The sequence below is a fragment of the Pseudomonas sp. NPDC007930 genome (assembly GCF_042958985.1).
Classification (GTDB): domain Bacteria; phylum Pseudomonadota; class Gammaproteobacteria; order Pseudomonadales; family Pseudomonadaceae; genus Aquipseudomonas.
This window is the reverse complement of record NZ_JBIBKC010000001.1, coordinates 130,411-154,213: the sequence shown is the minus strand read 5'-3', so window position 1 is coordinate 154,213 and position 23,803 is coordinate 130,411. Positions and strand designations below refer to the sequence as shown.

General features: G+C 66.0%; 27 protein-coding genes. 9 read left to right on the top strand and 18 right to left on the bottom strand.

Annotated elements, in window-relative coordinates:
- The first annotated feature begins 6 nt into the window (after positions 1 to 6).
- The 3 genes from ACFZCE_RS00705 (at position 7) to ACFZCE_RS00695 (ending at position 3,459) form a co-directional block, all read left to right on the top strand.
- On the top strand, positions 7 to 690 hold the full coding sequence (locus tag ACFZCE_RS00705) for a protein glxC (RefSeq protein ID WP_390935139.1): 684 nt from the start codon (positions 7 to 9) through the stop codon (positions 688 to 690).
- Between the two features lie 15 nt (positions 691 to 705).
- Positions 706 to 2,028: a glutamate synthase-related protein gene (locus ACFZCE_RS00700; protein ID WP_390935138.1), complete on the top strand. Its 1,323-nt coding sequence runs from the start codon at positions 706 to 708 to the stop codon at positions 2,026 to 2,028.
- A 120-nt stretch (positions 2,029 to 2,148) separates the two neighbouring features.
- The gene (locus ACFZCE_RS00695; RefSeq protein WP_390935136.1) at positions 2,149 to 3,459 is read left to right on the top strand and encodes an ammonium transporter; all 1,311 of its coding nucleotides are present in this window, start codon (positions 2,149 to 2,151) and stop codon (positions 3,457 to 3,459) included.
- Between the two features lie 70 nt (positions 3,460 to 3,529).
- On the opposite strand, the gene ACFZCE_RS00690 is transcribed toward ACFZCE_RS00695, so the two are convergent.
- From ACFZCE_RS00690 to ribBA, 6 genes are all read right to left on the bottom strand, one after another.
- Positions 3,530 to 4,585: an LLM class flavin-dependent oxidoreductase gene (locus ACFZCE_RS00690; RefSeq protein ID WP_390935134.1), complete on the bottom strand. Its 1,056-nt coding sequence runs from the start codon at positions 4,583 to 4,585 to the stop codon at positions 3,530 to 3,532.
- Positions 4,586 to 4,619: 34 nt separating this feature from the next.
- Entirely contained in the window at positions 4,620 to 5,771 is a 1,152-nt protein-coding gene (locus ACFZCE_RS00685; RefSeq protein ID WP_390935132.1) for an ATP-binding cassette domain-containing protein, read from the bottom strand.
- Positions 5,768 to 6,583, bottom strand: a complete 816-nt coding sequence (locus ACFZCE_RS00680; RefSeq protein ID WP_390935130.1) for an ABC transporter permease subunit — start codon at positions 6,581 to 6,583, stop codon at positions 5,768 to 5,770. The genes ACFZCE_RS00685 and ACFZCE_RS00680 overlap by 4 nt, the downstream gene beginning before the upstream one ends.
- A 5-nt stretch (positions 6,584 to 6,588) precedes the next feature.
- Positions 6,589 to 7,527, bottom strand: a complete 939-nt coding sequence (locus ACFZCE_RS00675) for an ABC transporter permease subunit (RefSeq protein WP_390935128.1) — start codon at positions 7,525 to 7,527, stop codon at positions 6,589 to 6,591.
- Positions 7,512 to 8,537, bottom strand: coding sequence for an extracellular solute-binding protein (locus ACFZCE_RS00670; protein ID WP_390935126.1), 1,026 nt, complete (start codon positions 8,535 to 8,537; stop codon positions 7,512 to 7,514). Before ACFZCE_RS00670 ends, ACFZCE_RS00675 begins: the two co-directional genes overlap by 16 nt.
- Before the next feature lie 274 nt (positions 8,538 to 8,811).
- The gene (gene ribBA, locus ACFZCE_RS00665; protein ID WP_390935124.1) at positions 8,812 to 9,918 is read right to left on the bottom strand and encodes a bifunctional 3,4-dihydroxy-2-butanone-4-phosphate synthase/GTP cyclohydrolase II; all 1,107 of its coding nucleotides are present in this window, start codon (positions 9,916 to 9,918) and stop codon (positions 8,812 to 8,814) included.
- A gap of 105 nt (positions 9,919 to 10,023) precedes the next feature.
- Here ribBA and ACFZCE_RS00660 point away from each other — a divergent pair, with 105 nt between their 5' ends.
- The gene (locus ACFZCE_RS00660; RefSeq protein WP_390935123.1) at positions 10,024 to 10,317 is read left to right on the top strand and encodes a DUF1330 domain-containing protein; all 294 of its coding nucleotides are present in this window, start codon (positions 10,024 to 10,026) and stop codon (positions 10,315 to 10,317) included.
- Between the two features lie 143 nt (positions 10,318 to 10,460).
- Here ACFZCE_RS00660 and ACFZCE_RS00655 read toward each other — a convergent pair whose 3' ends face one another.
- The 7 genes from ACFZCE_RS00655 to ACFZCE_RS00625 all read right to left on the bottom strand — a co-directional run bounded on the left by ACFZCE_RS00655 (position 10,461) and on the right by ACFZCE_RS00625 (position 15,783).
- On the bottom strand, positions 10,461 to 11,024 hold the full coding sequence (locus ACFZCE_RS00655) for an NUDIX domain-containing protein (protein WP_390935121.1): 564 nt from the start codon (positions 11,022 to 11,024) through the stop codon (positions 10,461 to 10,463).
- A gap of 1 nt (position 11,025) precedes the next feature.
- On the bottom strand, positions 11,026 to 11,778 hold the full coding sequence (locus ACFZCE_RS00650; RefSeq protein WP_390935119.1) for an FCD domain-containing protein: 753 nt from the start codon (positions 11,776 to 11,778) through the stop codon (positions 11,026 to 11,028).
- Between the two features lie 110 nt (positions 11,779 to 11,888).
- Positions 11,889 to 12,374 carry a flavin reductase gene (locus ACFZCE_RS00645; RefSeq protein WP_390935117.1) on the bottom strand — a complete coding sequence of 162 codons (486 nt, stop codon included), beginning with the start codon at positions 12,372 to 12,374 and terminating at the stop codon, positions 11,889 to 11,891.
- A gap of 11 nt (positions 12,375 to 12,385) precedes the next feature.
- A complete protein-coding gene (locus ACFZCE_RS00640; RefSeq protein WP_390935115.1) occupies positions 12,386 to 13,867 on the bottom strand; it encodes an aldehyde dehydrogenase family protein in 1,482 nt (493 codons plus the stop codon).
- Complete coding sequence (locus tag ACFZCE_RS00635) at positions 13,864 to 14,697, bottom strand: alpha/beta fold hydrolase (RefSeq protein WP_390935113.1); 834 nt, start codon at positions 14,695 to 14,697, stop codon at positions 13,864 to 13,866. Before ACFZCE_RS00635 ends, ACFZCE_RS00640 begins: the two co-directional genes overlap by 4 nt.
- A gap of 32 nt (positions 14,698 to 14,729) precedes the next feature.
- Positions 14,730 to 15,320, bottom strand: coding sequence for an amino acid synthesis family protein (locus ACFZCE_RS00630; RefSeq protein WP_390935111.1), 591 nt, complete (start codon positions 15,318 to 15,320; stop codon positions 14,730 to 14,732).
- Positions 15,321 to 15,516: 196 nt separating this feature from the next.
- Positions 15,517 to 15,783 (bottom strand): YebG family protein, encoded by a 267-nt coding sequence (locus ACFZCE_RS00625; RefSeq protein ID WP_390935109.1) that lies wholly within the window; start codon positions 15,781 to 15,783, stop codon positions 15,517 to 15,519.
- A 157-nt stretch (positions 15,784 to 15,940) separates the two neighbouring features.
- On the opposite strand from ACFZCE_RS00625, the gene ACFZCE_RS00620 reads away from it, so the two are divergent.
- Complete coding sequence (locus tag ACFZCE_RS00620) at positions 15,941 to 16,444, top strand: phosphate-starvation-inducible PsiE family protein (RefSeq protein ID WP_390935107.1); 504 nt, start codon at positions 15,941 to 15,943, stop codon at positions 16,442 to 16,444.
- 4 nt (positions 16,445 to 16,448) lie between these two features.
- Here ACFZCE_RS00620 and ACFZCE_RS00615 read toward each other — a convergent pair whose 3' ends face one another.
- Entirely contained in the window at positions 16,449 to 16,784 is a 336-nt protein-coding gene (locus ACFZCE_RS00615) for a DUF3509 domain-containing protein (protein ID WP_390935106.1), read from the bottom strand.
- A 226-nt stretch (positions 16,785 to 17,010) separates the two neighbouring features.
- Complete coding sequence (locus tag ACFZCE_RS00610) at positions 17,011 to 17,340, bottom strand: HPF/RaiA family ribosome-associated protein (protein WP_390935104.1); 330 nt, start codon at positions 17,338 to 17,340, stop codon at positions 17,011 to 17,013.
- A 324-nt stretch (positions 17,341 to 17,664) separates the two neighbouring features.
- Here ACFZCE_RS00610 and ACFZCE_RS00605 point away from each other — a divergent pair, with 324 nt between their 5' ends.
- Genes ACFZCE_RS00605 through ACFZCE_RS00595 form a run of 3 tightly spaced genes read left to right on the top strand, consistent with a single transcriptional unit; the run spans position 17,665 to position 19,873 of the window.
- Positions 17,665 to 17,970, top strand: a complete 306-nt coding sequence (locus ACFZCE_RS00605; RefSeq protein ID WP_390935102.1) for a DUF3649 domain-containing protein — start codon at positions 17,665 to 17,667, stop codon at positions 17,968 to 17,970.
- On the top strand, positions 17,967 to 19,541 hold the full coding sequence (locus ACFZCE_RS00600; protein ID WP_390935100.1) for a PepSY domain-containing protein: 1,575 nt from the start codon (positions 17,967 to 17,969) through the stop codon (positions 19,539 to 19,541). The genes ACFZCE_RS00605 and ACFZCE_RS00600 overlap by 4 nt, the downstream gene beginning before the upstream one ends.
- A complete protein-coding gene (locus ACFZCE_RS00595; RefSeq protein WP_390935098.1) occupies positions 19,541 to 19,873 on the top strand; it encodes a DUF3325 family protein in 333 nt (110 codons plus the stop codon). Before ACFZCE_RS00600 ends, ACFZCE_RS00595 begins: the two co-directional genes overlap by 1 nt.
- Here ACFZCE_RS00595 and ACFZCE_RS00590 read toward each other — a convergent pair.
- A complete protein-coding gene (locus ACFZCE_RS00590; RefSeq protein WP_390935096.1) occupies positions 19,853 to 20,749 on the bottom strand; it encodes a helix-turn-helix domain-containing protein in 897 nt (298 codons plus the stop codon). The genes ACFZCE_RS00595 and ACFZCE_RS00590 overlap by 21 nt on opposite strands.
- A gap of 138 nt (positions 20,750 to 20,887) precedes the next feature.
- Here ACFZCE_RS00590 and ACFZCE_RS00585 point away from each other — a divergent pair, with 138 nt between their 5' ends.
- A complete protein-coding gene (locus tag ACFZCE_RS00585; RefSeq protein ID WP_390935095.1) occupies positions 20,888 to 21,784 on the top strand; it encodes an EamA family transporter in 897 nt (298 codons plus the stop codon).
- On the opposite strand, the gene ACFZCE_RS00580 is transcribed toward ACFZCE_RS00585, so the two are convergent.
- Together ACFZCE_RS00580 and ACFZCE_RS00575 are read right to left on the bottom strand one after the other, a co-directional pair.
- Positions 21,785 to 22,759: an NAD(P)-dependent oxidoreductase gene (locus ACFZCE_RS00580; RefSeq protein ID WP_390935093.1), complete on the bottom strand. Its 975-nt coding sequence runs from the start codon at positions 22,757 to 22,759 to the stop codon at positions 21,785 to 21,787.
- 42 nt (positions 22,760 to 22,801) lie between these two features.
- Positions 22,802 to 23,749, bottom strand: coding sequence for a LysR substrate-binding domain-containing protein (locus tag ACFZCE_RS00575; protein WP_390935091.1), 948 nt, complete (start codon positions 23,747 to 23,749; stop codon positions 22,802 to 22,804).
- Positions 23,750 to 23,803 lie beyond the last annotated feature (54 nt).

Sequence of the window (23,803 nt, the reverse complement as noted above, 5' to 3'; positions counted from 1 at the left end):
CCACACATGAAAACCATCGACCTCTCCAGCGCCAGCGTGCGCGAGCTGAACCAGGCCCTGCACGACCAGAGCAAAACCCTCGAGGAGCGCGAGTGGGTGGTGACCCACTCCAACGGCGCGCACAACCTCGCGGTGGGCGTGAACGAAGCCATTTCGATCGATATCCAGGGCCACGCCGGCTACTACTGCGCCGGCATGAACCAGAAGGCCAGCGTGACGGTGCATGGCAACGTGGGCGTGGGCTGCGCCGAAAACATGATGAGCGGCTACGTGCGCGTCAAAGGCAGCGCCTCCCAGGCCGCCGGCGCCACCGCCCATGGCGGGCTGCTGGTGATCGAAGGCGACGCCGGCGCGCGTTGCGGCATTTCGATGAAGGGCATCGACATCGTGGTGGGCGGCAGCATCGGCCACATGAGCTGCTTCATGGGCCAGGCCGGGCGCCTGGTGGTGTGCGGCGACGCCGGCGATGCGCTGGGTGATTCGCTGTATGAAACGCAGATTTTCGTGAAGGGCAGCGTCGCCTCGCTGGGCTCGGACTGCATCGAGAAAAGCATGCGCGCCGAACACCTCGAAGCGCTGCAGGCGTTGCTGAACAAGGCCGGCATGAACGAAAAGGCCAGCGACTTCAAACGCTACGGCTCGGCCCGCCAGCTGTACAACTTCAAAGTCGACAACGCCAGCGCGTACTGATCCAGGAGCATTGCCATGAGCGAGAAACAACCCCCAGTACTGCGTGAGTCGGCTACGTTCGATCGCCTGACCATCCAGGAAATCCAGCGCGCCGCGGAAACCGGCATCTACGACATTCGCGGCGGCGGCACCAAGCGCAAGCTGCCGCACTTCGACGACCTGCTGTTGCTCGGCGCCAGCGTGAGCCGCTACCCGCTGGAAGGTTACCGGGAAAAATGCGGCACCGACGTGGTGCTCGGCAACCGCTTCGCGAAAAAACCGATCCACTTGAAGATCCCGGTGACCATCGCCGGCATGAGCTTCGGCGCGCTCTCGGCCAACGCCAAGGAAGCCCTTGGCCGCGGCGCGACCATCGCCGGCACCAGCACCACCACCGGCGACGGCGGCATGACCCCGGAAGAGCGCGGGCAGTCTCAGCACCTGGTGTACCAGTACCTGCCGTCGCGCTACGGGATGAACCCCGACGACCTGCGCAAGGCCGATGCCATCGAAGTGGTGCTCGGCCAGGGCGCCAAGCCTGGCGGTGGCGGCATGCTGCTGGGGATGAAGGTCACCGAGCGGGTGGCCGGCATGCGCACCTTGCCGGTGGGCGTCGACCAACGCTCGGCCTGCCGCCACCCCGACTGGACCGGCCCGGACGACCTGGCGATCAAGATCGCCGAGTTGCGCGAGATCACCGACTGGGAAAAACCCATCTACGTGAAGATCGGCGCCAGCCGCCCTTACTACGACGTGAAGCTGGCGGTGAAAGCCGGTGCCGACGTGATCGTGCTCGACGGCATGCAAGGCGGCACCGCCGCCACCCAGGAAGTGTTCATCGAGCACGTGGGCATCCCGATCCTGCCGGCAATCCCGCAGGCGGTGCAGGCGCTGCAAGAGATGGGCATGCACCGCAAGGTGCAGTTGATCGTGTCCGGCGGCATCCGCAACGGCGCCGACGTGGCCAAGGCCATGGCCCTGGGCGCCGACGCGGTGGCGATCGGCACCGCCGCGCTGATTGCCCTGGGCGACAACCACCCACGGCTGGATGAAGAACTGAAGAAGATCGGTTCGGCCGCCGGCTACTACGACGACTGGCAAAACGGCCGCGACCCGGCCGGCATCACCACCCAAGACCCCGAACTCGCCCAGCGCCTGGACCCGGTCGAAGGCGGCCGCCGCCTGGCCAACTACCTGCGCGTGTTGGTGCTCGAGGCGCAGACCATGGCCCGCGCCTGCGGCAAGAGCCACCTGCACAACCTCGACCCCGAGGATCTGGTGGCGCTGACCGTCGAGAGCGCGGCGATGGCACGGGTGCCGTTGGCCGGTACCCACTGGATTCCGGGTTCGCAGTACTGAGGTTGACCTGACCGGCCCCTCGCCCGGCACTCCGGCTGTGCCGGGCGAAGGGCCAGCCAACCCCGCCACCCAGACAACACAGGTGTTTTCCTTCCCCCAAAAACGCAGGAGCGCATCACCATGATCAAACCCTTCTCGGGCGGCCTCGCCCTGTTGCTGTTCGCCGGCCTGGCCCAGGCCGCCGAAGCGCCCCCTCTGGATACCGGTAGCAGCGCCTGGATGGTCACCGCCACGGCGTTGGTGCTGTTCATGTGCGTACCAGGGCTGGCGCTGTTCTATGGCGGCCTGGTGCGGGCCAAGAACATGCTGTCGTTGTTCACCCAATGCTTCGGCATCGCCGGGGTGATCGGTGTGTTGTGGGTGCTGTACGGCTACAGCCTGGTGGTCGACAGCACCGGGATGGTCGAGGGGCAGGTGAGTTTCAACAGTTTCGTCGGCGGCCTGAGCCGGGCGTTTCTCGCTGGGATGAACGCCGACAGCTTGGTGGCCGGGGTGCCGGAAGGGGTGTTCGTGACCTTCCAGATGACCTTTGCCATCATCACCCCGGCGCTGATCGCCGGCGCCTTCGCCGAGCGCATGAAGTTTTCCGCGGCGCTGTTGTTCATGGCCGTGTGGTTCACCCTGGTGTACGCGCCGATTGCCCACATGGTCTGGGGCGGGGCGGGGGCGCTGATGCACAACTGGGGCGTGCTCGACTACGCCGGTGGCACCGCGGTGCACATCAATGCCGGGGTGGCCGCGCTGGTGGCGGCGTTGATCCTCGGCAAGCGCAAGGGCTACCCGCACACGCCGATGCCGCCCCATAACCTGTGCCTGGCGATGGCCGGCGCGGCCATGCTGTGGGTGGGCTGGTTTGGTTTCAACATTGGTTCCGGCGGTGGCCTGAGCGGCACCTCGGGCATGGTGATGATCAACACCCAGGTCGGCGCCTGCGCCGGCATCGTCGGCTGGATGCTCACCGAATGGCTCAAGGCCGGCCGCCCCAGCGCGCTGGGCCTGGCCAGTGGCGCCTTGGCCGGGTTGGTCGGCATTACCCCGGCCTGTGCCTATGTGGGCGTGGGGGGCGCGTTGGCGATCGGCTTGTTGTGTGGGGTGTTCTGCTACCTCAGCGTGACCGTGCTCAAGCAGCGCCTGGGCTATGACGACACCCTCGACGTGTTCGGCCTGCACGGCGTGGGCGGGATCATCGGCGCGCTGCTGACCGGGGTGTTCTGCGTGCCGCAACTGGGCGGGCTGGTCGAGGGCGTGACCATCGCCTCACAGCTGCTGGCGCAGTTCAAGGGCGTGGCGTTCACCTTTGGCTATTGCTTCGTTGCCAGTTGGGTGATCCTCAAGGCGGTCAACGCCGTGACCGGCTTGCGCGCCCACGAGGCCATGGAGGAGATGGGGCTGGACCTCGCCGAGCATAACGAGCGGGCATATAATCACTGAGCCCGGGGGGCTCACAGGGGCGAGCTACAAGCGGCAAGCGGGCTTCTGCTTGCCGCTTACCGCTTGCCGCTTACCCCTGCTTCAGGGTCCCCCTGAAGCCCGGTACCACCTGCTCGATAAACAACTTCAGCGATTTCTTCTTCTCTTCATGGGGCAGGCTGTTGTCGCACCAGAAGCTGAACTCATCCACGCCCAGTTCCTGATAATGGCGCAGCCGCGTGATCACCTCGGCCGGGGTGCCGATCATGGTGTTCTTGCGGATGCTCTCCAGGGCGAACTCCGGGCGTTCGGCGAATTTTTCTTCCGGGCTGGGCGGCAGGAAGCCGTTGGCCGGGGTTTGCTTGTTGCCGAACCAGGCGTCGAAGGTGCGGTAGAAACGGTTGATCGCCGCGGCGCCGACCTTCCAGCCGTCCGGGTCATCCTCGGCGTGCACGTGGGTGTGGCGCAGCACCATCAGTTGCGGGCGCGGCACCTCGGGGTTGTTGGCCAGGGCCGCCTCGAACTTGTTCTTCAGGTCGAGCACTTCCTCATCGCCTTTCATCAGCGGCGTGACCATCACGTTGCAGCCGTGCTTGACCGCGAAGTTGTGCGAGTCCGGGTCGCGCGCGGCGATCCACATCGGCGGCGTGCGCACCGGCTTGGGCACGCTGGTGGAGGTGGGGAATTTCCAGATGTCGCCATCGTGGGCGTAGTCGCCCTGCCACAGCGCCTTGACCACCGGGACCATTTCGCGCAGCGCCTGGCCGCCTTCGCTGGCGGGCATGCCGCCGGCCATGCGGTCGAATTCCACCTGGTAGGCGCCGCGCGCCAGGCCCACTTCCATGCGGCCGTTGCTGATCACATCGAGCAGGGCGCACTCACCGGCCACCCGCAGCGGGTGCCAGAACGGCGCGATGATGGTGCCGGCGCCCAGGTGGATGCGCGTGGTGCGCGCGGCCAGGTACGCCAGCAGCGGCATCGGGCTGGGTGAAATGGTGTATTCCATGGCGTGGTGTTCGCCGATCCACACCGTGCTGAAGCCGCCGGCTTCGGCCATCAGGGTGAGCTCGGTGAGGTCTTCGAACAGCTGGCGGTGGCTGACCGTTTCGTCCCAGCGTTCCATGTGCACGAACAGTGAAAACTTCATGATGGGGTACCTTGTTCGGGGTGTTGGGCTGGGCTCAATGCGCCGCAGCGGCCTTGTTCAAATCGCTGGCCTGCCATTCGGTGTACACGCAGGCATCGGCGGTGGCCCAGCGCACGCGCACCGGCTCGCCGGCGCGCAGCGGCATGCCGGTGGCGGACAGCGCCTTGACGGTCATCGCCGTGCCGCCAGCGGTGACCACCGCGCAGGTTTGGCTTTCGCCGAGAAACAGCACCTCGCTGACCGTGGCCGCCACTTCGTTCCAGCCCTCGGCCAGCGGCGTGCTGGCGGCCTGGGCCACGCTCAGCGCCTGGGCTTTTTCCGGGCGCACCATCAGCAGCACTTCCTGGTTATGGGCCAAGTGGGCGGTCAGGCGGATGGTCAGCGGCTGGCCTTCAAAGCTGGCCGCGGCGTTGCCCTGGGCCTTGACGGCGAGGAAGTTGGAGTTGCCCAGGAACGAAGCCACGAAGGCATTCGGCGGGTTCTGGTAGAGGTCGTAGCCGCTGCCCAGGCCGACGATCTTGCCGTGGCTGAAGATGGCGATGCGCTGGGATAAACGCATGGCTTCTTCCTGGTCGTGGGTCACATAGACGATGGTGATGCCCAGGCGCCGGTGCAATTGGCGCAGTTCGTCCTGGAGGTCTTCGCGCAGTTTTTTGTCCAGCGCGCCGAGGGGTTCGTCCATCAGCAGGATGCGCGGTTCGTACACCAGCGCGCGGGCGATCGCCACCCGCTGTTGCTGGCCGCCGGAGAGCTGCGAGGGGCGGCGGTTGGCGAAGCGTTCGAGTTGCACCAGCTTGAGCATCGCTTCCACGCGTTTATCACGCTCGGCCGCCGGCAGCTTGCGGATCGCCAGTGGGAAGGCGATGTTGTCGCGCACCGACAGGTGCGGGAACAGCGAGTAACGCTGGAACACCATGCCGATGTCGCGCTTGTGCGGCGGCACGTTCACCAGCGATTGCCCGCCCACGAGGATTTCCCCGGAACTGGGCGTTTCGAAGCCGGCCAGCATCGACAGCGTGGTGCTTTTGCCCGAGCCGCTGGAGCCGAGGAAGGTCAGGAACTCACCGTCGCGGATGTCCAGCGAGATGTTGTCCACCGCGGCGAAATCGCCGTAGTGCTTGTTCAGGTTGCGCAAGCTCACCAGCGTGCTGGCCGGCTGCGCCGGGTCTTTGATCACGGCACTCATTGTACGGTCCTCGAAGCAGCGCGGCGGCGCAGGGCCGCGGCGACGAACATCACCAGCAGGGTCAGGGCGATCAGCAGCGTCGAGGCGACGGCGATCACCGGGGTCAGGTCCTGGCGCAGGGTGGTCCACATCTTCACCGGCAGGGTTTGCAGGGTGGGGCTGGCCATCATCACGCTCAGCACCACTTCATCCCACGACACCAAAAAGGCGAACAGCCCACCGGCGAGCATGCCCGGGCGGATCGCCGGGAAGGTCACTTTCATCACCGCCTGCAGGCGCGAGGCGCCGCAAATCACCGCGGCGTCTTCAATCGACTGGTCGAACAGCTTCAGCGAGTTGATGATCGAGATGATGGTAAAGGGCAGGGCGACGATCACATGGCTGACCACGAAGGAGAACAACGTGCCGGTCAGCCCCAGCTTGAGAAACAGCGCGTACACCGCCACCGCGATGATCACCAGCGGCACGATCATCGGCAGGGTGAACAGCCCGTAGAGCAGGTCCCGCCCAGGGAAGCGCCCGCGCACCAGGGCAAACGCAGTGGGCAGGCCGAGGGTTACGGCGATCAGCGTGGTCAGCAGCGCCACCTTGATACTGGCCAGCGCCGAGCTCATCCACTCGGGGTTGGCAAAAAACTGCTGGTACCACTTCAGTGTCCAGCCCGGCGGCGGGAACACCAGCCACTGCGAAGAGCCGAACGACAACAGCACGATGAACACGATCGGCAGCAGCAGGAACAGCGCGATCAACCCGGTCACGGCGTACAGGCCCAGGCGCATCCGCGTGCTCATGGCATTGGGGGTCAGAAGCATCGCGGTTACCTCCCGTGAACGGAGCTGACCGGGGATTCCGGCTGCAGCTTCAGGTACAGGTAGAACAGCACCAGGGTGATCGCCACCAGCAACGCGGCCGCGGCGCTGGCCAGGCCCCAGTTGAGGAACGACTGCACCTGCTGGACGATGAATTCGGGCAGCATCATGTTCTGCGCGCCGCCGAGCAGGGTGGGGGTCACGTAGTACCCCAGCGACATCACGAACACCATCAGCCCGCCGGAAAACAACCCCGGCCGGCACAGCGGCAGGAACACCTTGAAGAAATTCGCCCAGGGGCTGGCGCCGCAGATGGAGCCGGCCTGCAGCACCATCGGGTCGATGGCCTGCATGGTCGCCTGCAGCGGCAGCACGATGAACGGGATCATGATGTAGGTCATGCCGATCACCACGCCGGTGAGGTTGTTCACCATCTCCAGCGGCTGGTCGATGATGCCCAGGGCCATCAGCAGCTTGTTGATCACCCCCGAGGCCTGCAGCAGCACCAGCCAGGAGTAGGTGCGCGCCAGCAGGCTGGTCCACATCGACAGCAGCACGATGTTGAACATCGCCCGCCCCCAGCCGCGCGGCACGAGGGTGATCACCCAGGCCAGCGGGAAGCCCAGCAGCACGGCGAACAGTGTGACCAGCCCGGCCACCGAGAAGGTGTTGAACAACACCCGGCTGTAGGCCGAGTTGGCGAACAGCGCGGCGTAGTTACCCAGCCCTGGCGTGGGTTCGAGCAGCCCGCGCAGCAGCAGGCCGATCAGCGGGGCGAAAAAGAACACCCCGAGAAACAGCGCCGCCGGCACCAGGTTACGGCTGCCGCGCCAGCGTTGGCGCCAGGCGGCGGCAGGCTGGGCGGCGCGTGCCGGGGCCGCGCCGGCGGTGCCTGGGGCACCGGCGGCGGGGGTGGCGAGGGAAGCGGGTTTCACTTGACCAACCATTCGTTCCACCGTGTCGCAATGGCCGGGCCGTTCTTGGCCCAGTATGCGAAGTCGAGGGTGATCTGATCCTTACCGTAGGCCGTAGGCAAATTGCTGGCCAAGGTGCTGTCCAGGCGTTGCACGCTGTCGAGGTTGACCGGGGCGTAGGCGGTCAGGTTGGAGAAGTCCGCCTGGCCCTTGGCCCCGGAGGCATTGGCGATGAACTTCATGGCGGCGTCTTTGTTCTTGCTGCCCTTGGGCACCACCAGGAAGTCTGCCATGACCAGATTCTGCTTCCAGCTCACCGCGACCGGTGCGCCATCTTGTTGCAGGGCGTAGATGCGGCCGTTCCAGAACTGCCCAAGGGTGGCTTCACCGGAGGCCAGCAGTTGCTGTGACTGCGCGCCGCCACCCCACCAGACGATGTCTTTCTTGATGGTGTCGAGTTTTTTGAAGGCGCGGTCGAGGTCCAGCGGGTAGAGCTTGTCGGCCGGCACGCCGTCCGCCAGCAGGGCCAGCTCGAGCACGCCGGGGCTGGGCCATTTGTACAGCGCGCGTTTGCCAGGGTAGGCCTGGGTGTCGAACAGCGCGGCCCAATCCTGCGGGGCGTGCTTGCCCAGCTTGGCGTTGTTGTAGCCGAGCACGAAGGAGAAGTAGAACGAGCCCACGCCGTGGTCGTCGACGAAGCGTGGGTCGATGCGCTCACGCTTGACCGTGTTGAAATCGATCGGCTCCAGCAGCCCCTCGCTGGCGGCGCGCAGGGCGAAGTCCGCTTCTACGTCGACCACGTCCCACTGCACGTTGCCGCTCTCGACCATGGCCTTGAGCTTGCCGTAGTCGGTGGGGCCGTCTTGCACCACGGTGATGCCGCTGGCCTTGCTGAATGGCGTGGCCCAGGCGTCTTTTTGCGCATCCTGGGTGGTGCCGCCCCAACTGACGAAGTTGACGCTTTCAGCCGCCAGCGCCGCCGTGCCGGAAAATGCCAGTGCGCCCGTGAGCAACACCTGGGCCATACGTTTGTTCAACACCATCTTCACGCCCTCATTTGTTGTGTTCTGAGCGGGCTGTTGTTGCCCGCCTATCGGGAGCAGTGGGCCCATTGGGCCGGTAAAACGTGGATCGAATCAGGCGCTGTTGTTGGCGCTATCCCTGGCGGGGGCCCCTGATGTGTGGCTCGATCTATGGAATATCATATTATGGTATTCCAAAGTTTCTGCAAGGGTTTTGCCGCACTTCCTCGTGCCTTTGGCGGGCGTTTTCAAACCGCCGTTGTTGGGTAAAAGGCGCCTTGGCCGGTGAATGGGTTCAGCCAGGGAAGGGCACGGTTTCGACCACTTCCAGGTCGTAACCGGTCAAGCCGGCGTATTTCAGCGGGGCGCCGAGGTGGCGTAACTTGCCCACGCCGATGTCCTGGAGAATTTGCGCGCCAGTGCCCACTTCGGAATAGATCCGCGACTGCGAGCGGGTGTAGGGCCGTGGCTTGGCCAACTGCGCCACCCGTTCGAGCAGCGCCTGGGACGATTCATGGTTGGCCAGCACCACCACCACGCCGCTGCCGTGCTCGGCGATTTTTTCCAGCGCCGCCCACAGCGTCCAGTTCGCTGGGCCGTGGTACTCAGCGCCGACCAGGTCGCGCAGGGGGTCGACCAGGTGCACCCGCACCAGCGTCGGTACGTCGCGTTGCACCTGGCCCATCACCATGGCCAGGTGCACGCCGCCTTCGATCACGTCTTCATAGCTGATCAGGCGGAAGGTGCCGTGCACCGTGGGCAGCTCGCGCTCGCCGATGCGCAGCACGGTGTGCTCGGTGCTCAGGCGGTGGTGGATCAGGTCGGCGATGGTGCCGATGCGTATCCCGTGGCGCGCGGCGAAGCGCTCGAGGTCGGGGCGGCGGGCCATGGTGCCGTCGTCGTTCATCACCTCGACGATCACCGACGCCGGGGTGAACCCGGCCAGCCGCGCCAGGTCGCAGCCGGCCTCGGTGTGCCCGGCGCGGGTGAGCACGCCGCCCTCGCGGGCACGCAGCGGGAAGATGTGCCCCGGCTGCACCACGCTGTCGGCGTTGGCGCCGGCGGCCACCGCGGCCTGCACCGTGCGCGCGCGGTCGTGGGCGGAAATCCCTGTGGTCACGCCACTGGCGGCTTCGATAGACACGGTGAAGGCGGTGGAAAACACGCTACCGTTACTGGGCACCATCTGTTCCAGGCCCAGCCGCTGGCAGTGCTCGTCGGTGAGGGTCAGGCAGATCAACCCCCGCGCTTCGTTGGCCATGAAGCTGATCGCCGCCGGTGTGCAGCAGGCTGCCGCGAGCAGCAGGTCGCCTTCGTTTTCGCGGTCTTCGTCGTCCACCAGCAGCACCATTTTGCCCTGGCGGTAGTCGGCGATGATGTCTTCGATGCGATCAAACGGCATGGTGGGGGTCCGTTGGGCAGTGGTGAGAATTCTGGTATACCATAATACAAATAAATGGCAATGTTCATTCACCGTACGTTCACCTGAAACCCAAGCGAGATGACCATGAAGGCTTATTGGATTGCACAGGTCGATGTGACCGACCCTACCCAGTACACCGAATATACGAAGCGCGGCCCCGCGGCGTTCAAGCTCTATGGCGGGCGCATCCTTGCCCGCGGCGGGCGCACCGCCTCACTGGAGGGGCCGCAGGCGGCGCAGCGGGTGGTGGTGATCGAGTTCGACTCGTACGACCAGGCGGTGGCCTGTTATCGCTCGGCGGAGTATCAGGAAGCGCTGGGGTATCGGCAGGGCGCGGCGCAGGCGCAGATTCTGATTGTGGAGGGGGTTGAGGGGTAGGGTGGGTTGTTTGGCCTATCGCCCGGCATAGCCGGCCTCCCACCAGATGTGTATTGTCCCGTAAATCAAGGGCCACACAGATCTGGTGGGAGGCCGGCTGTGCCGGGCGATAGGCCCTGAAGCGCTTGCACGGGGCCGTGCCCTCAACGAATGAAGTGCACCTTGCCGGTATCGTCGTTGCCCACGTACAACCCATACACCCCCGCCTGCCGCTCAGCGATATAGCGTTCGAGGATCTGCCGGATCGCCGGGTAGTAGATGCTCTCCCAAGGGATGTGCTCGGGGGCGAAGAAGCGGCAGGCGCTGGTTTCCGGGCCGAATTGGCCGGTGATCTCCAGGGCGATGGCGCGGAAGATCACATACACCTCGCTGATCCGCGGCACGCTGAAGATCGAGTAGGGCGAGAGGATTTCAGCGCGTACGCCGGTTTCTTCCCACACCTCGCGCAGCGCGGCCTGTTCGGTGGTCTCGCCGCTTTCCATGAAGCCGGCGGGGAGTGTCCAGGTGCCTGGGCGCGGCGGGATGGCGCGCTGGCACAGCAGGTACTGGCCTTCGCGCTCGATGATGCAGCCGGTGATGATTTTCGGGTTCACGTAGTGAACGTACTGGCAGGCGCCGCAGACCAGCCGCGAATGGCTGTCGCCCGGCGGCACGCACGGGGCCAGGCTGGCGCTGCCGCACTGCGGGCAGAAGCGCGGCAGCGGCATGTTACGCCTCGATGGCCGGGGCCTTGAGGGCCACCGGCTCGACGATGTCCCGCACCGCGCCACCGCCCTCGGGGCGGGTTTTCAGGTATTCCAGGGCCACCTTGGCGGCGGCGCGCACGTGGTCGACCGAGGCCTGGTGGGCCTTGAGCGGGTCGCCGGTCTTGATCGCCTCGACGATGCGTTCCATTTCCTGGTTGCTGGCGCCGCGGCGGTTCTCTTGCGACACGGACGTGGCCCGCAGGTAGCTGATGCGTGCCTGCAGCTGGCGCAGTTGGGTGGCGGCCACATGGTTGCCGCTGCCCTCGAGCAGCACCTCGTAAAAGCCCTGCACGGAGTCCAGCACCTGCTGCAGCTCGCCTTCGGCCAGTGCCCGGCGGTTTTCGTCGAGGGCTTTTTCCAGGGCGCGGATGTCCTTGGCCTTGGCGCGCAGGGTGAACAACTGCACGATCAGCCCTTCGAGCACGCAGCGCAGCTCGTAGATGTCGCAGGCATCCTGCAGGGTGATGATCGCCACCCGCGGGCCCTTGGCGTCGGCGAACTCCACCAGGCCTTCGGACTCCAGGTGGCGCAATGCCTCGCGCACCGAGGTGCGGCTGACGCCGAGGCGGTCGCAGAGGTCGCGCTCGACCAGGCGGTCCCCAGGCAGCAATTGGAAATTCATGATCGCGCTGCGCAGTTTGTCGAGCACGATCTCGCGCAGGGTGATCGGGTTGCGGTTGACCTTGAAGCTGTCGTCGAGGGGCTGGCGTTTCATGGAGTCCGCTCTGAAAAAGGTGGGCCGGCCAAAGCCGGGGCGCGCCGTGCGCCCTGTGCCGTGATAGCACCGCAGTTTACATGCTCGCCGGCCCTGTTCACACCGCGGCCTCAGGCCAGCGACGGCAGGGCGCCGAGCTTGCCACGGTGGTACACCATGGGAATTTCCGGCTGCGCGGGCAGGTGCAGGTGCTGCACCGCACCGACGATGATCGCGTGGTCGCCGCCGTCGTACTCACGCCACAGCTCGCACTCGATGATCGCCGTGGCGCCAGGCAGCAGCGGGTTGCCCAGTTCGCTGGTGGTCCAGGCCAGGCCCTTGGCCTTGTCTTTGCCCTTGCCGGCGAAGGCGTAGGCTTCGGCGGTTTGCCCGGCGGCCAGCAGGTGAATGGCAAAGCGCTTGCTGTCGCGCAGCACCGGGTAGGTGTCGGACTGGTAATTGGGGCAGAACAACACCAGCGCCGGGTCGATCGACAGCGCGCTGAAGGCACTGGCGGTGATGCCCACCACCGTGCCGTCGGCGTCGAAGGTGGTGACCACCGTAACCCCGGAGGGGAATGAGCCCATCACGTCTTTGTAGATGCTAGCTTCGATCATTGGGGTACTCCTCAGCGCATCACGAACGGGTCGGGCATGGGCGCTTGCGACAGGTTGATCCACACGGTTTTCAGCTCGGTGTAGGCCAGCACCGAGTCGATGCCGCTTTCACGGCCGTAACCGCTGTTATTGAAGCCGCCGATCGGCGCCATGGCCGACACTGCGCGGTAGGTGTTCACCCAGATGATCCCCGAGCGGATGTCCCGCGCCATACGGTGGGCGCGGCCGAGGTCGCGGGTCCAGATGCCGGCGGCCAGGCCGAACTGCGAGTCATTGGCCATTTCCAGGGCCTGGGCTTCGTCCTTGAAGCGGATCACCGAGGCCACCGGGCCGAACACTTCTTCCTGCATGATCTTCATCGAGTGGCGGTCGCACTCGAACAGCGTGGGCTGGTAGTACCAGCCGTCGCCGGCCACCTCGGCGCGCTGGCCGCCGGTGCGCAGCCGCGCGCCTTCGGCCAGGGCATCGGCGACCAGGCCTTCGACCACCGCCAACTGCTGGGCGGTGGCCATCGGGCCCATTTCGCTGGCTTCATCTTGCGGGTTGCCAATGCGGATGCGCTGGGCGCGGGCGATCAGCCGTTCGACGAATTCGTCGAAGATTTCGTCCTGCACCAACAGGCGCGAACCGGCCACGCAGCTTTGCCCCGAGGCGGCGTAGATGCCCGCCACCGCGCCATTGATGGCGCTGTCGAGGTCGGCGTCGGCAAAGATGATGTTCGGGCTTTTACCGCCCAGCTCCAGCGACAGCTTGGCGAAGTTCTCGGCGCTGCCGCGCACCACATGGCGGGCAGTGGCGGCGCCGCCGGTGAAGGCCACCTTGCGCACCAGTGGGTGGCGGGTGAGCGCCGCGCCGGTGCTGGCCCCGTAGCCGGTGACCACGTTGACCACCCCGGGCGGGATGCCCGCCTCGAGGGCTAGCCGGGCCAGCTCGAGGATGGTCGCCGAGGCATGCTCGGAGGGCTTGAGCACGATGGTGTTACCGGCCGCCAACGCCGGCGCCAGTTTGATCGCGGTGAGGTACAGCGGGCTGTTCCAAGGGATGATCCCGGCTACCACGCCGAGTGGCTCGTGCACCGTGTAGGCGAACAGGTCGGGTTTATCCAGCGGCAGCGTGCCGCCTTCAAGCTTGTCGGCCAGGCCCGCGGTGTAATGGAAGAACTCTGGCAAATAGCCCACCTGGCCACGGGTTTCGCGGATCAGCTTGCCGTTGTCGCGGCTTTCCAGCTGGGCCAGGCGCTCTTTGTTGTCGGCGATCAGGTCGCCCAGCCGGCGCAGCAGCTTGCCCCGCGCGGTAGCGCTGAGCTGGCGCCAGGCCGGGGCGTTGAAGGCCCGCTGCGCGGCCTGTACGGCACGCTCCACGTCGGCCTCGCCAGCGTCGGGCAAGGTCGCCCAGGGCTGCGCCAGCGCGGGGTCGAGGCTGTCGAAGGTGTTGCCGGAGAGCGCGTCGACCCATTGGCCGTCGATGCACATCTGGAAACGAGTGAGGCTCATGCAACGATCCCCTTGATCGAAGGGTTGAACGTGCCGCGGGTAGCGAGAAACTCCAGCAGCATCTGGTTGACCAGCTTGGGCGACTCCACCGGCATCATATGGCGCTGTTCCGGCAGAATCACCACCCGCGCGCCGGGGATGCGTTGTGCTAGTTGGCGGGCCATCTCCGGCGTCGAGCCCTGGTCGAGCTCGCCGGTGGCCACCAGGGTGGGCACCGCGATCGCGCCGAGGTCGGCGGCGCGGTACATGTCTTGGGTGGCGAACAGGGTGTAGGTGGTCAGGTAGCCCTGTGGGTCATTGCTGGCCAGGCCCTGGCGCAGCGCCGCCACCTGCGCCGGGTTGGCGGCGCGGTACTCGTGGCTGAACCAGCGCGCCAGCGCCTCTTCGGCGTTGGCGTCCGGGCCGTGCTCGGCCGCTTGCGCGGTGCGCGCGATCACCCCGGCGCGTTGTTCCGGGCTGCGATTGAACACGCTGTTGAGCACCACCAGGCCACTGAGCCGGGCCGGGGAGTGCAGGGCAAAGGCCCGCGCCACCAGGCCGCCCATCGAGAAGCCGACCACCGTGGCCTGTTCCACGCCCAGGTGGTCGAGCAGCTCGAGCAGTTGTTCGGCATAACCGGGCAGGCCGGCGTCGGCCGCGGGCAGCGGGCTGGCGCCGTGGCCGAGCATGTCGTAGGCGATGGCCCGGTACTGCGGGGCCAGGCCAACGATTTGCCCGCCCCACATTTCCTTGTTCAGGCCCACGCCGTGAATCAACACAACAGGGTGGCCAGTGCCGGTGGCCGTGTAGCTGGTCCCGGCCGGGGTACGTTCAGCGGCGGGCTGAATCATGGAATGCTCCTGCGTCGGCAGTGTTATAGGCGTTATTGGGCTTTTTCAGCGGCCAGTTCTTCGAGGTCGATGTAGCGGTTGCCAATGCGCGGGTGCAGCCGGCCGCCGTCGGCGGCGCCCAGCACCACGACGATTTCGTCGGCGCGGGGGGCGTCTTCGATGCGCATTTCCAGGGTGATGTAGTGCGAGCGCAGGCCTTCGTCGTCCTTGTGCATCATCGGCACCTGGATCGAGGTGCCGGGGCCGCCGCGCTTGTTGGTGAAGCTCAGGTAGCTCTTGGCCTTGACCGCTTCGCGGTAGTGGTTGCCGAAGCGCAGGGTGTGGATCACCGCCGAGGCGTGTTCGATTTCACCGTCGGCGCCGACCACCGCGGCCTTGCCATACGCCTCGATCTTGCCCGCGCCGCCGATGGCGCGGGTGAGCTGCTCGACCATCAGCGCGCCCAGGGCGGAGCAATGGGCTTTGATTTCGGGCTTGAGGTCTTCGACAAAGCCGTTGCCCACCCATGGGTTTTTGATCACCGCGGCCAGGCCGACCATGGTCACCGGCTTGGCGCTGGCCTTGCCGCCTTCGATCAGGGTTTGCTCGGTGTAGGTGACGATTTTGCGGATTTCGAAACTCATGGGTGCCTCCCAAGGCTGCATCGGCTGTATTTGGTATGATGGTATACCATGATACAGCGGCTGCAAGCTTTTTTATCGGGCAGGCGAAAGCGGCGCTTGGGGGCGCTGGGTTTGAAGGAAGGGGGGCGGGGCTGCTTGTGGCACTTAAGGGCCCTTCGCTGGGCGAAGGGCCCTTAAGCCATGCGCCGATAGGCCGTTATTCCGCGGCCTCGGCGGGCGCGTTCAACTCCGCCAGGGCGGCGGCGTTGTTCTTGAAGGCAGTGGCAAACACGGCGCGGTGCTTGGCCATGAAGATGCTCGCCTCTTCGGCATGCTGCTCGGACAACCCCGGCACGTGCTTGAGCAGCACGTCGGTGAGCTGCTCGGCCAGCTCGAGCATCTGGTCATGGGCATCGGCGAGTTTGCGGTCCACGAAGGTAGTCTCCAGATCACGTGTACTGCGGTAAAGGATTTCAACAGCCATGTTCGGCCTCTTGATCGGGGGTGCAAGGTTGAGGAGCTTCGGCGCCTGCGCGCCAATACTGTGAATTTATACAGTAATGGCCTGCGACAATCAAGCGCGTGCCTTTTCGCCGCGCAGGGTTATCTTAGACGGCATGCACACAGTCAGGATGAACCTCATGAGTACCAACTGGGCCGATACGTTGCGCGAGCGCGTGCACCACTGCGCCGAATCCCTGGGCAACCTGCTGGTGGAGAGTTTCCACTACCTGGCGCTGTTCGCCATTGGCGGGGTTACCGCTTATGCGGCGGTGCTCGCATTTTTGCAAATGCTCGAAACCGGGCACATCAGCGTGGACGACATCCTGCTGCTGTTCATCTACCTGGAATTGGGTGCCATGGTCGGCATCTACTTCAAGACCAACCACATGCCGGTGCGCTTCCTGATCTACGTGGCCATCACCGCGCTCACGCGCCTGCTGATTTCCGACGTGTCGCACCATGGCCCGGCAGACCTGGGGGTGGTCTACCTGTCGGGGGCGATCCTGCTGCTGGCGTTCGCCATCCTGGTGGTGCGCTATGCCTCCGCGCGCTACCCGTCGATCAAGATCGAAGGGCCGGTGCGCAAGCGTGGCCAGGCCGGCAAGGGGGAAGTGGTCGAGGTGGAGAAGGGGGAGATCTGACCGCTCAGATCCCCACCGCCAGGCCGGGGCGGCCCTGTGGCCAGGCGCTGCGCGCGGCGGGCGCGGCCAGGGTGGCGGCTTTTTCGCGGTCAGTCATGGCCGCGAGCAGTTCGATGGCGCTTTCGCCTTGCTCGATGGCGATGCCGAACTTGATGCTGTCGATCAAGCGCTTCAAGCGTTTGGGGTCGTTGCGCTGGGCGCTGCTGATCATCCGTTTGGCCACGATACCGGCCTCGTTCGACAGCGTCAGCATGATGGTGCCGTCCAGGCCCTGAATGCTCAGGTTCACCCGGTATTCGGGCTGGAACGCATCGCTGATGATCTGAAAGGGGTTGTCCATAGCTTCACCTGATTAGCAAGACTGCGAGTATTGACTGGGCGTATTCACGATTAGTTCTGCGCTCCCAGACCACTGGCGGGTCTTTCTTTACGTCCTTTGCACTTCGCCCTTCGATGCACAACGCTAGCTAACCCAAAGCAAGGGGCATGCCGAATAATCAGGCAGTTACGAAAAAGGCGAGCACTGGGCTCGCCTTTTTTTATTTGACCAATCGATCAACGATGGGTCAGGCCGCGTAGGCCCGTTTGCTTTTCAGTTTGCCCAGTTGGTGGGCCAGCGCGTGTTCCAGTTTGGTCGCGGCGCCCTCCAATGCGGTTTCCAGCGAGGGGGACTTGTGGCTGACAGACACCTGGCCCAGGCCTTTGAGGCGTGCCTCGATCTGGCAGCGTTTGTCGTGTGGGCCGGCCTTGTCGCCGTTTTCGTCGCGCAGGTGCACCTCGAGGCGGGTGAGGTCGTCTCCGAAGCGTTCCAGCGCGGCTTCGAGCGTGGCGCGTACCCATTGTTCCAGGCGGGTGCCGCCTTGGATGTGGTTGTCGCTGTTGACTTGAATATGCATGGTGTAGCCCTTCTGCAAACCAAGGAAGCAAGGTGCCGGGGGCGCCAGCGGCTGGCGCTGTATACCGGCCCTTGGTTACAACTTCAGGCATGCGCGGGTGAATTTCAACCCCATGCACCGCATAAATATTTTGCAGCATTTTACTGGACGAAATACGCCCGCATGCTAGGGGCCATAAGGCTTTGGGCCATTACGCGATCCGCACCGTGCCGGTGCGCGGGGCCCGTTTTAGGTGCCGTTAGGGGGCTATCTAAAATTCGCCTTTGATTATGAGAATGTTTATCAATAAAATCGCGGCATAGCATTTTCTGGCCCCCTGCAACCATGAAAACAAAATCATCCAGCGTGCCGCTGGTTTACCGGCTGGCCGTCGCTTCGCGCATTCTCGCCGCGGCGCTGGGCGGCTATGCGCTGGCGGCGCTGGCCAGCATCTGCCTGGCCTGGACGCTGCCCATGGCCAAGGCGCAGGCGGTGATCACCAGCATGATGCTGGCCTTCGTGGTGTACCTGCTGGTGGTGGTGTGGTGCTTTGCCTGCCGCTCCACCTGGCGGGTGTGGGCAGGGGTGCTGGGCTGCGCCGCGGTGCTGGGCGCGATCGACGCGGGGCTTTATTGGGTGGTGCATTCATGAAAGAGGGTTTCCGCCAGGCGATGGCCTGGCTGCACACCTGGGCCGGGTTGGTGTTCGGCTGGCTGTTGTTCGCGATTTTTCTCACCGGCTCCTTGACCTACTTCCGCCAGGAGATCAACCGCTGGGCCCACCCCGAAGCGCCCCACCAGGTGGTGAGCACCCGCACCGCGCTGGCCAGCGCCCAGGCTTACCTCGAGCAACACGCCGCCGGCTCGCCCAAGTGGTACATCGGCCTGCCCGACGCACGCATGCCGGCGCTCACGCTGTTCTACCGCGAGGCGGGCAAAACCGGCCGTGGCGGTTTTGTCGATAAAATCGTCGACCCGGCCAGCGGCCAGGAGCTGGCCAGCCGCGACAGCCGTGGCGGCGAGTTTTTCTACCGCTTCCATTACGAGCTGGAGCTGGGCTACCCCTGGGGCCGCTGGCTGGCCAGCCTGGCGGCGTTCGTGATGTTCGTCACGCTGATCAGCGGGATCATCACCCACAAGAAAATCTTCAAGGAGTTTTTCACCTTCCGCCCGGGCAAGGGCCAGCGCTCCTGGCTCGACGGCCATAACGCGCTGGGCGTGCTAGCGTTGCCGTTCCATTTGATGATCACCTACAGCAGCTTGGTGATCTTCATGAGCATGGTCATGCCCGCGAGCATTCTCACCGCCTACAACGGTGACCCGCGCGGCTTTTACGCCGATGTGTTCCCCGAGGCGACCAGCCCGGGGGACCCACAGGCCGCCGCGCCCATGCTGCCCCTGGCTGACCTGCTCAGCCGTTACCACACGGTGAGGCCCGGCGGGCGGGTCAGCGCGGTGAGCATCGACAACCCCGGCACCGCCGCGGCGATGGTCACCTTCAGCCCCGACCCCGCCACCCGCGTGGCCTACGCCCCCGGCAGTGGCGTGGACTTCAACGCGGTAGACGGCACGCTGTTGCGCGGGCCCAGCCCCGAGGCCGTGCCTGGGCTGATCGCCGGCGGCTTCTATGGCCTGCACATGGGCCGTTTCGCCGGCCCGGTGCTGCGCTGGATCTACTTCATCAGCGGCCTGGCGGCCACGGCGATGATCGGTACCGGCTTGGTGATGTGGCTGAACAAGCGCCTGCAAAAACACGCCAAGGCCGCCGTGCAGCCGTTCGAACTGCGCCTGGTGGGCGCGCTGAACCTGGCCGGCATGGCCGGGCTGGTGTGCGCGGTGGCGGCGTTCCTATGCGCCAACCGGGTGCTGCCGGTGGCGTTGGCCGGGCGCGCGGAATGGGAGGTGAAGGTGTTTTTCGGGGTGTGGCTGGCCAGCCTGCTGCACGCCCTGTGGCGGCCCAACCGCGCCGGTTGGGTGCAGCAACTGAGCCTGGCGGCGGTGGTGCTGCTGTCGTTGCCGGTGCTCAGCCAGTTCACCACGGGCGCCGGCCTGGCGGTGTCGTTGCCCCAGGGCGACTGGGCGATGGCCGGGGTCGACCTGGCCTGCGCCGGCTTCGGCCTGCTGCTGGCCTGGGTGGTGCAGCGGCTGCGGCACAAGGCCAGGCTCGCCGAGGCGGGCACAGCCGCCCCGCGCGCGGCGCGGGTGAAGGGAGGGGCGCACTGATGTTCACCTCGGCGCTGCTGTGTTACGCCGGCTTCATGAGCCTGTGCCTGGCCATGGACAAACACCACACCGAGCTGGTCGGGCGCAAGGCGCCGCCGGCGTTGCTGCGCGGCCTGCGGCTGCTTGGCGTGTGCCTGCTGCTGGCCTCGCCGTGGCCGGCGATGGCCAGCCAGGGCTGGGCCCTGGGCCTGGTGCAATGGTGCGCGGTGTTGATGGCCAGCGCCGGGCTGATGGTCTGGCTGATGCCCTATCGGCCGCGGCTGGCCCTGGGCCTGGCGGGGGTGTGCGTGATTGCCGGGCCGGTGGGGGCGTTACTCGCCAGCTTCGGTTGAGGCGCTGCGCAGGGCCTGGCGGTAAACCCCAGGGCTGGCCCCTACCTGCCGGGCAAAGCGGCTGCTGAAGTGGCTGGCGCTGGCGAAGCCGCAGGCCATCGCCACCTCGCCCAGCGCCAATGGGCTTTCGCGCAGCAACTGCTGGGCGCGGGCGATGCGCCGCGCCAGCACATACTGGTGCGGCGCCACCCCCAGGCTTTCGCGGAACATCCGCGCGCAGTGAAACTCCGACAACCCCGCCACCCCGGCCAGCTCGCCCAGGCTCAGCGGCTGCGCCAGGTGTGCGTCGATGTACTCCAGCAAGCGCCGGCGGGTATGCGCGGCCAGGCCGCCACGCAGTTTCGGCGCCAGCCGCGGGCCAGCCTGGGCGAGCAGGGCATGGCCGACCATCTCGTGGGCCAGGCTGCTGGTGAGCAGGCGCTCGCCGGGTTCATCCCAGGCCAGCCGCGCCAGCCGGGCAAAGCGCGCGGCCTGCTGCGGGTCATCGAGAAACAGCCCTTCGTTGAGCTGCATGGCCCGGGGTTCGCGGTCGAGGTAACGCAGGCAGGCGAGGGCGAAGTGCTCAGGGCTGAAGTACAGGTGCAGCAGGGTGAGCTCGCCGTCGATCACCCAGGAAGAATCCTGCCCGGCGCTGAACACGAACACCTTGCCGGGCGCGCCGCGCTCTTGCGGGCGCTGCGGGCGAAAGGTCCCGGTGCCGCCGGCGAGGTAGCACGACAGCGTGTGGTGGGCGGGGCCGGCGTAGTCCTGGGCGTCGTCGTGGTTGCGCCACAGCGCCGCCACCAAGCCGTCGCCCAGCCCCGCGCAGCGCTCCAGGCGGGCGTTGGGCGAGCGGTACAGGCTTTGGAACACGTCGAGTTCGGGTAGCGGCGGCATGGGCAGGTCCTCTGGCTGCCATGGTACTGCCTGGCCACGCGGCGGCCCATGCCCGGCCGGCAAAAACCGCAAGAATATGAAAGCGCCCAGCGCGGCCGCTGGCCATGCTGCACGCCTCGACCGTGGAGGCCCTGCGCCATGAACCTATCGTTGTACCTGTGCACCGTGCTCATCTGGGGCACCACCTGGATCGCCCTGAAATGGCAGTTGGGGGTGGTGCCGATTGCTGTGTCGGTGCTGTACCGCTTCGCCCTCGCCGCGGCCGTGCTGTTTGCCGTGCTGCGCGCCACGGGCCGGCTGCAGCCGATGACCCGCAGCGCCCATGGGGCCGCGCTGGCCCAGGGCTTGTGCCTGTTCTGCGTAAACTTCCTGTGCTTTTTGAACGCCAGCCTGTGGTTGCCCAGCGGCTTGGTGGCGGTGGTGTTTTCCACCTCCACGCTGTGGAACGCGCTGGGCGCGCGGCTGTGTTTCGGCCAGCGTATCGCGCCCAACGTGGTCGGCGGCGGGGTGCTGGGGCTGCTGGGCCTGGGCGGGTTGTTCTGGCCGCAACTGGCGGCGCAGCAGGGTGGTTGGCACACCTGGCTGGGCCTGGGCTACGCGCTGGCCGGCACGCTGTGCTTCTCGGCCGGCAACCTGCTGTCGGCGCTGCACCAGCGGCGTGGCCTGCGCCCGCTGACCAGCAACGCCTGGGGCATGCTCTACGGCGCCGGGTTGCTGGCGGGCTATTGCCTGGTCAGTGGCGTGCCACTGAGCTGGGACCCGGCCCCGCGCTACCTGGGCGCGCTGCTGTACCTGGCGATCCCGGGCTCGGTGGTGGCCTTCACTGCCTACCTGACGTTGGTCGGGCGCCTGGGCCCGGAGCGCGCGGCGTACTGCACGGTGCTGTTCCCGCTGGTGGCGTTGAACGTATCGGCCTGGTTCGAGGGTTACCAATGGACAACGCCAGCCTTGGCGGGGTTGGCGTTGGTCATGGCCGGTAACTGGCTGGTGTTTCGCAAGCCGCGGCCGCGGCCACTGTGGGCCGCGGCGCGCTGATCAGCCCTTGAACGCCTGGGGGTTGACCAGGTCTTGCGGGCGCTGGCCCTTGAGCGCGGCGGTGAGGTTGTCCATCGCCCGCCAGGCCATCGCCTGGCGGGTTTCGGAGGTGGCCGAACCGATGTGCGGCAGGGTCACCGCGTTGGGCAGTTGCCACAGCGGGGATTCAGCCAACGGTTCTTTCTCGTACACGTCCAGGCCCGCGCCACGAATGGTGTTGTTGCGCAGCGCTTCGATCAACGCGGCTTCGTCGACCACCGGCCCGCGGGAGATGTTCACCAGGATCGCGCCGGGCTTCATCATCTTCAATTGCGCGTGGCTGATCAGGTGGCGGGTTTTATCCGACAACGGCACCACCAGGCAGACGAAATCCGCTTCGGCCAGCAGTTGCTCGAGGCTGCGCATCTGCGCGCCGAGTTCTTGCTCCAGCGCCGTTTTACGGCTGTTGCCGCTGTAGAGGATGTTCATGTTGAAGCCCAGCCGGCCGCGCCGCGCCACCGCCGCGCCGATGTTGCCCATGCCGACGATGCCCAGGGTTTTGCCGAACACGTCGGTGCCGAACTGCTCGGCGCCCACGCTGGCCTTCCAGTTGCCGGCCTTGGTCCAGGCGTCCAGCTCAGCCACCCGGCGGGCGCTGCTCATGATCAAGGCAAAGCCTAGGTCAGCGGTGCTTTCAGTGAGCACGTCGGGGGTGTTGGTCAGCAGGATGCCGCGGCTGCTGAGGTAGGCCACGTCGTAGTTGTCGTAACCCACCGACACGCTCGAGACCACTTCCAGCTTGCCCGCGCCGGCCAGTTGTTTCTCCCCCAGCGGGCGCCCGGCGCCGATCAGCCCGTGGGCGTGGGGCAGGGCGTCGTTGAACTGCGCGGCGATGTCACCGTGCTTGGGGTGGGGCACGATCACCTCGAAATCCTGCTCGAGGCGCTCGACCATGTCTGGGGTGACGCGGCTGAAGGCCAGTACGGTTTTTTTCATTGTGCTCGCTCTCTGTCCATGGAAGGTGAAGGGGGGCCGGGCTCAGATGGCAATGGTCAGCTCATGGGTGCGCAGGTCGGCATCCTGCCCCGCGAGGATCTCCGGCAGCGACCCGCGCAGGTACTCCACCCAGGTCTTGATTTTCGCGTCGAGGTACTGCCGTGACGGGTAGATCGCGTACAGGTTCAGCTCCTGCAGGCGGTATTCGGGCAGCATGCGCACCAGGCTGCCGTCGCGCAGGCCGTCGATGGCGGCGTAGATCGGCAGCACGCCCACGCCCATGCCGCTTTTGATGGCGGTGGTCATGGCGTCGGCGGAGTTGACCTGGAACGGCGCGTTGCTGATGTTGACCATCTCTTGCCCCTCGGGGCCGTCGAACAGCCAGCGTTCCAGTTGCACCACCGGGCTGATCAGGCGCAGGCAGGCGTGGCGCTTCAGGTCGCTGGGCGAACGCGCCATGCCGTGGGCGGCCACGTATTCGGGCGACGCGCAGACGATGCTGTAGGTGATGCCCAGGCGCTGTGACACAAACCCGGAGTCCGGCAGTTCGCTGGCCAGCACGATAGACACGTCATAGCCTTCGTCGAGCAGGTCTGGCACGCGGTTGGCCAGGGTCAGGTCGAAGGTCACGTCGGGGTGGGTCTTGCGGTAGCGGGCGATGGCATCGATCACGAAGTGCTGGCCGATGCCGGTCATGGTGTGCACCTTCAACTGCCCGGCCGGGCGCGCGTGGGCGTCACTGGCCTCGGCCTCGGCTTCCTCGACGAAGGCGAGGATCTGCTCGCAGCGCATCAGGTAGCGTTTGCCGGCTTCGGTCAGGGCGATACGCCGCGTGGTGCGGTTGAGCAACCGGGTTTGCAGGTGGGCTTCGAGGTTGGACACCGCGCGGGAGATGTTCGCGGTGGTGGTGTCGAGCTGTACGGCGGCGGCGGTGAAGCTACCGGCCTCTGCGACGCAGCAGAAGGCACGCATGTTTTGCAGGGTGTCCATGGCTCACTCTCTGGATAGACAGCGAATTGTCGCATGCAGTTACAAAATTGTGCG

Excerpts from the sequence above, each read along its gene's own strand:
- ACFZCE_RS00705 (WP_390935139.1), top strand. The coding sequence starts at position 7 with ATGAAAACCATCGACCTCTCCAGCGCCAGCGTGCGCGAGCTGAACCAG.
- ACFZCE_RS00700 (WP_390935138.1), top strand. The coding sequence starts at position 706 with ATGAGCGAGAAACAACCCCCAGTACTGCGTGAGTCGGCTACGTTCGAT.
- ACFZCE_RS00695 (WP_390935136.1), top strand. The coding sequence starts at position 2,149 with ATGATCAAACCCTTCTCGGGCGGCCTCGCCCTGTTGCTGTTCGCCGGC.
- ACFZCE_RS00690 (WP_390935134.1), bottom strand. The coding sequence starts at position 4,585 with ATGAAGTTTTCACTGTTCGTGCACATGGAACGCTGGGACGAAACGGTC.
- ACFZCE_RS00685 (WP_390935132.1), bottom strand. The coding sequence starts at position 5,771 with ATGAGTGCCGTGATCAAAGACCCGGCGCAGCCGGCCAGCACGCTGGTG.
- ACFZCE_RS00680 (WP_390935130.1), bottom strand. The coding sequence starts at position 6,583 with ATGCTTCTGACCCCCAATGCCATGAGCACGCGGATGCGCCTGGGCCTG.
- ACFZCE_RS00675 (WP_390935128.1), bottom strand. The coding sequence starts at position 7,527 with ATGGTTGGTCAAGTGAAACCCGCTTCCCTCGCCACCCCCGCCGCCGGT.
- ACFZCE_RS00670 (WP_390935126.1), bottom strand. The coding sequence starts at position 8,537 with ATGGTGTTGAACAAACGTATGGCCCAGGTGTTGCTCACGGGCGCACTG.
- ribBA (WP_390935124.1), bottom strand. The coding sequence starts at position 9,918 with ATGCCGTTTGATCGCATCGAAGACATCATCGCCGACTACCGCCAGGGC.
- ACFZCE_RS00660 (WP_390935123.1), top strand. The coding sequence starts at position 10,024 with ATGAAGGCTTATTGGATTGCACAGGTCGATGTGACCGACCCTACCCAG.
- ACFZCE_RS00655 (WP_390935121.1), bottom strand. The coding sequence starts at position 11,024 with ATGCCGCTGCCGCGCTTCTGCCCGCAGTGCGGCAGCGCCAGCCTGGCC.
- ACFZCE_RS00650 (WP_390935119.1), bottom strand. The coding sequence starts at position 11,778 with ATGAAACGCCAGCCCCTCGACGACAGCTTCAAGGTCAACCGCAACCCG.
- ACFZCE_RS00645 (WP_390935117.1), bottom strand. The coding sequence starts at position 12,374 with ATGATCGAAGCTAGCATCTACAAAGACGTGATGGGCTCATTCCCCTCC.
- ACFZCE_RS00640 (WP_390935115.1), bottom strand. The coding sequence starts at position 13,867 with ATGAGCCTCACTCGTTTCCAGATGTGCATCGACGGCCAATGGGTCGAC.
- ACFZCE_RS00635 (WP_390935113.1), bottom strand. The coding sequence starts at position 14,697 with ATGATTCAGCCCGCCGCTGAACGTACCCCGGCCGGGACCAGCTACACG.
- ACFZCE_RS00630 (WP_390935111.1), bottom strand. The coding sequence starts at position 15,320 with ATGAGTTTCGAAATCCGCAAAATCGTCACCTACACCGAGCAAACCCTG.
- ACFZCE_RS00625 (WP_390935109.1), bottom strand. The coding sequence starts at position 15,783 with ATGGCTGTTGAAATCCTTTACCGCAGTACACGTGATCTGGAGACTACC.
- ACFZCE_RS00620 (WP_390935107.1), top strand. The coding sequence starts at position 15,941 with ATGAGTACCAACTGGGCCGATACGTTGCGCGAGCGCGTGCACCACTGC.
- ACFZCE_RS00615 (WP_390935106.1), bottom strand. The coding sequence starts at position 16,784 with ATGGACAACCCCTTTCAGATCATCAGCGATGCGTTCCAGCCCGAATAC.
- ACFZCE_RS00610 (WP_390935104.1), bottom strand. The coding sequence starts at position 17,340 with ATGCATATTCAAGTCAACAGCGACAACCACATCCAAGGCGGCACCCGC.
- ACFZCE_RS00605 (WP_390935102.1), top strand. The coding sequence starts at position 17,665 with ATGAAAACAAAATCATCCAGCGTGCCGCTGGTTTACCGGCTGGCCGTC.
- ACFZCE_RS00600 (WP_390935100.1), top strand. The coding sequence starts at position 17,967 with ATGAAAGAGGGTTTCCGCCAGGCGATGGCCTGGCTGCACACCTGGGCC.
- ACFZCE_RS00595 (WP_390935098.1), top strand. The coding sequence starts at position 19,541 with ATGTTCACCTCGGCGCTGCTGTGTTACGCCGGCTTCATGAGCCTGTGC.
- ACFZCE_RS00590 (WP_390935096.1), bottom strand. The coding sequence starts at position 20,749 with ATGCCGCCGCTACCCGAACTCGACGTGTTCCAAAGCCTGTACCGCTCG.
- ACFZCE_RS00585 (WP_390935095.1), top strand. The coding sequence starts at position 20,888 with ATGAACCTATCGTTGTACCTGTGCACCGTGCTCATCTGGGGCACCACC.
- ACFZCE_RS00580 (WP_390935093.1), bottom strand. The coding sequence starts at position 22,759 with ATGAAAAAAACCGTACTGGCCTTCAGCCGCGTCACCCCAGACATGGTC.
- ACFZCE_RS00575 (WP_390935091.1), bottom strand. The coding sequence starts at position 23,749 with ATGGACACCCTGCAAAACATGCGTGCCTTCTGCTGCGTCGCAGAGGCC.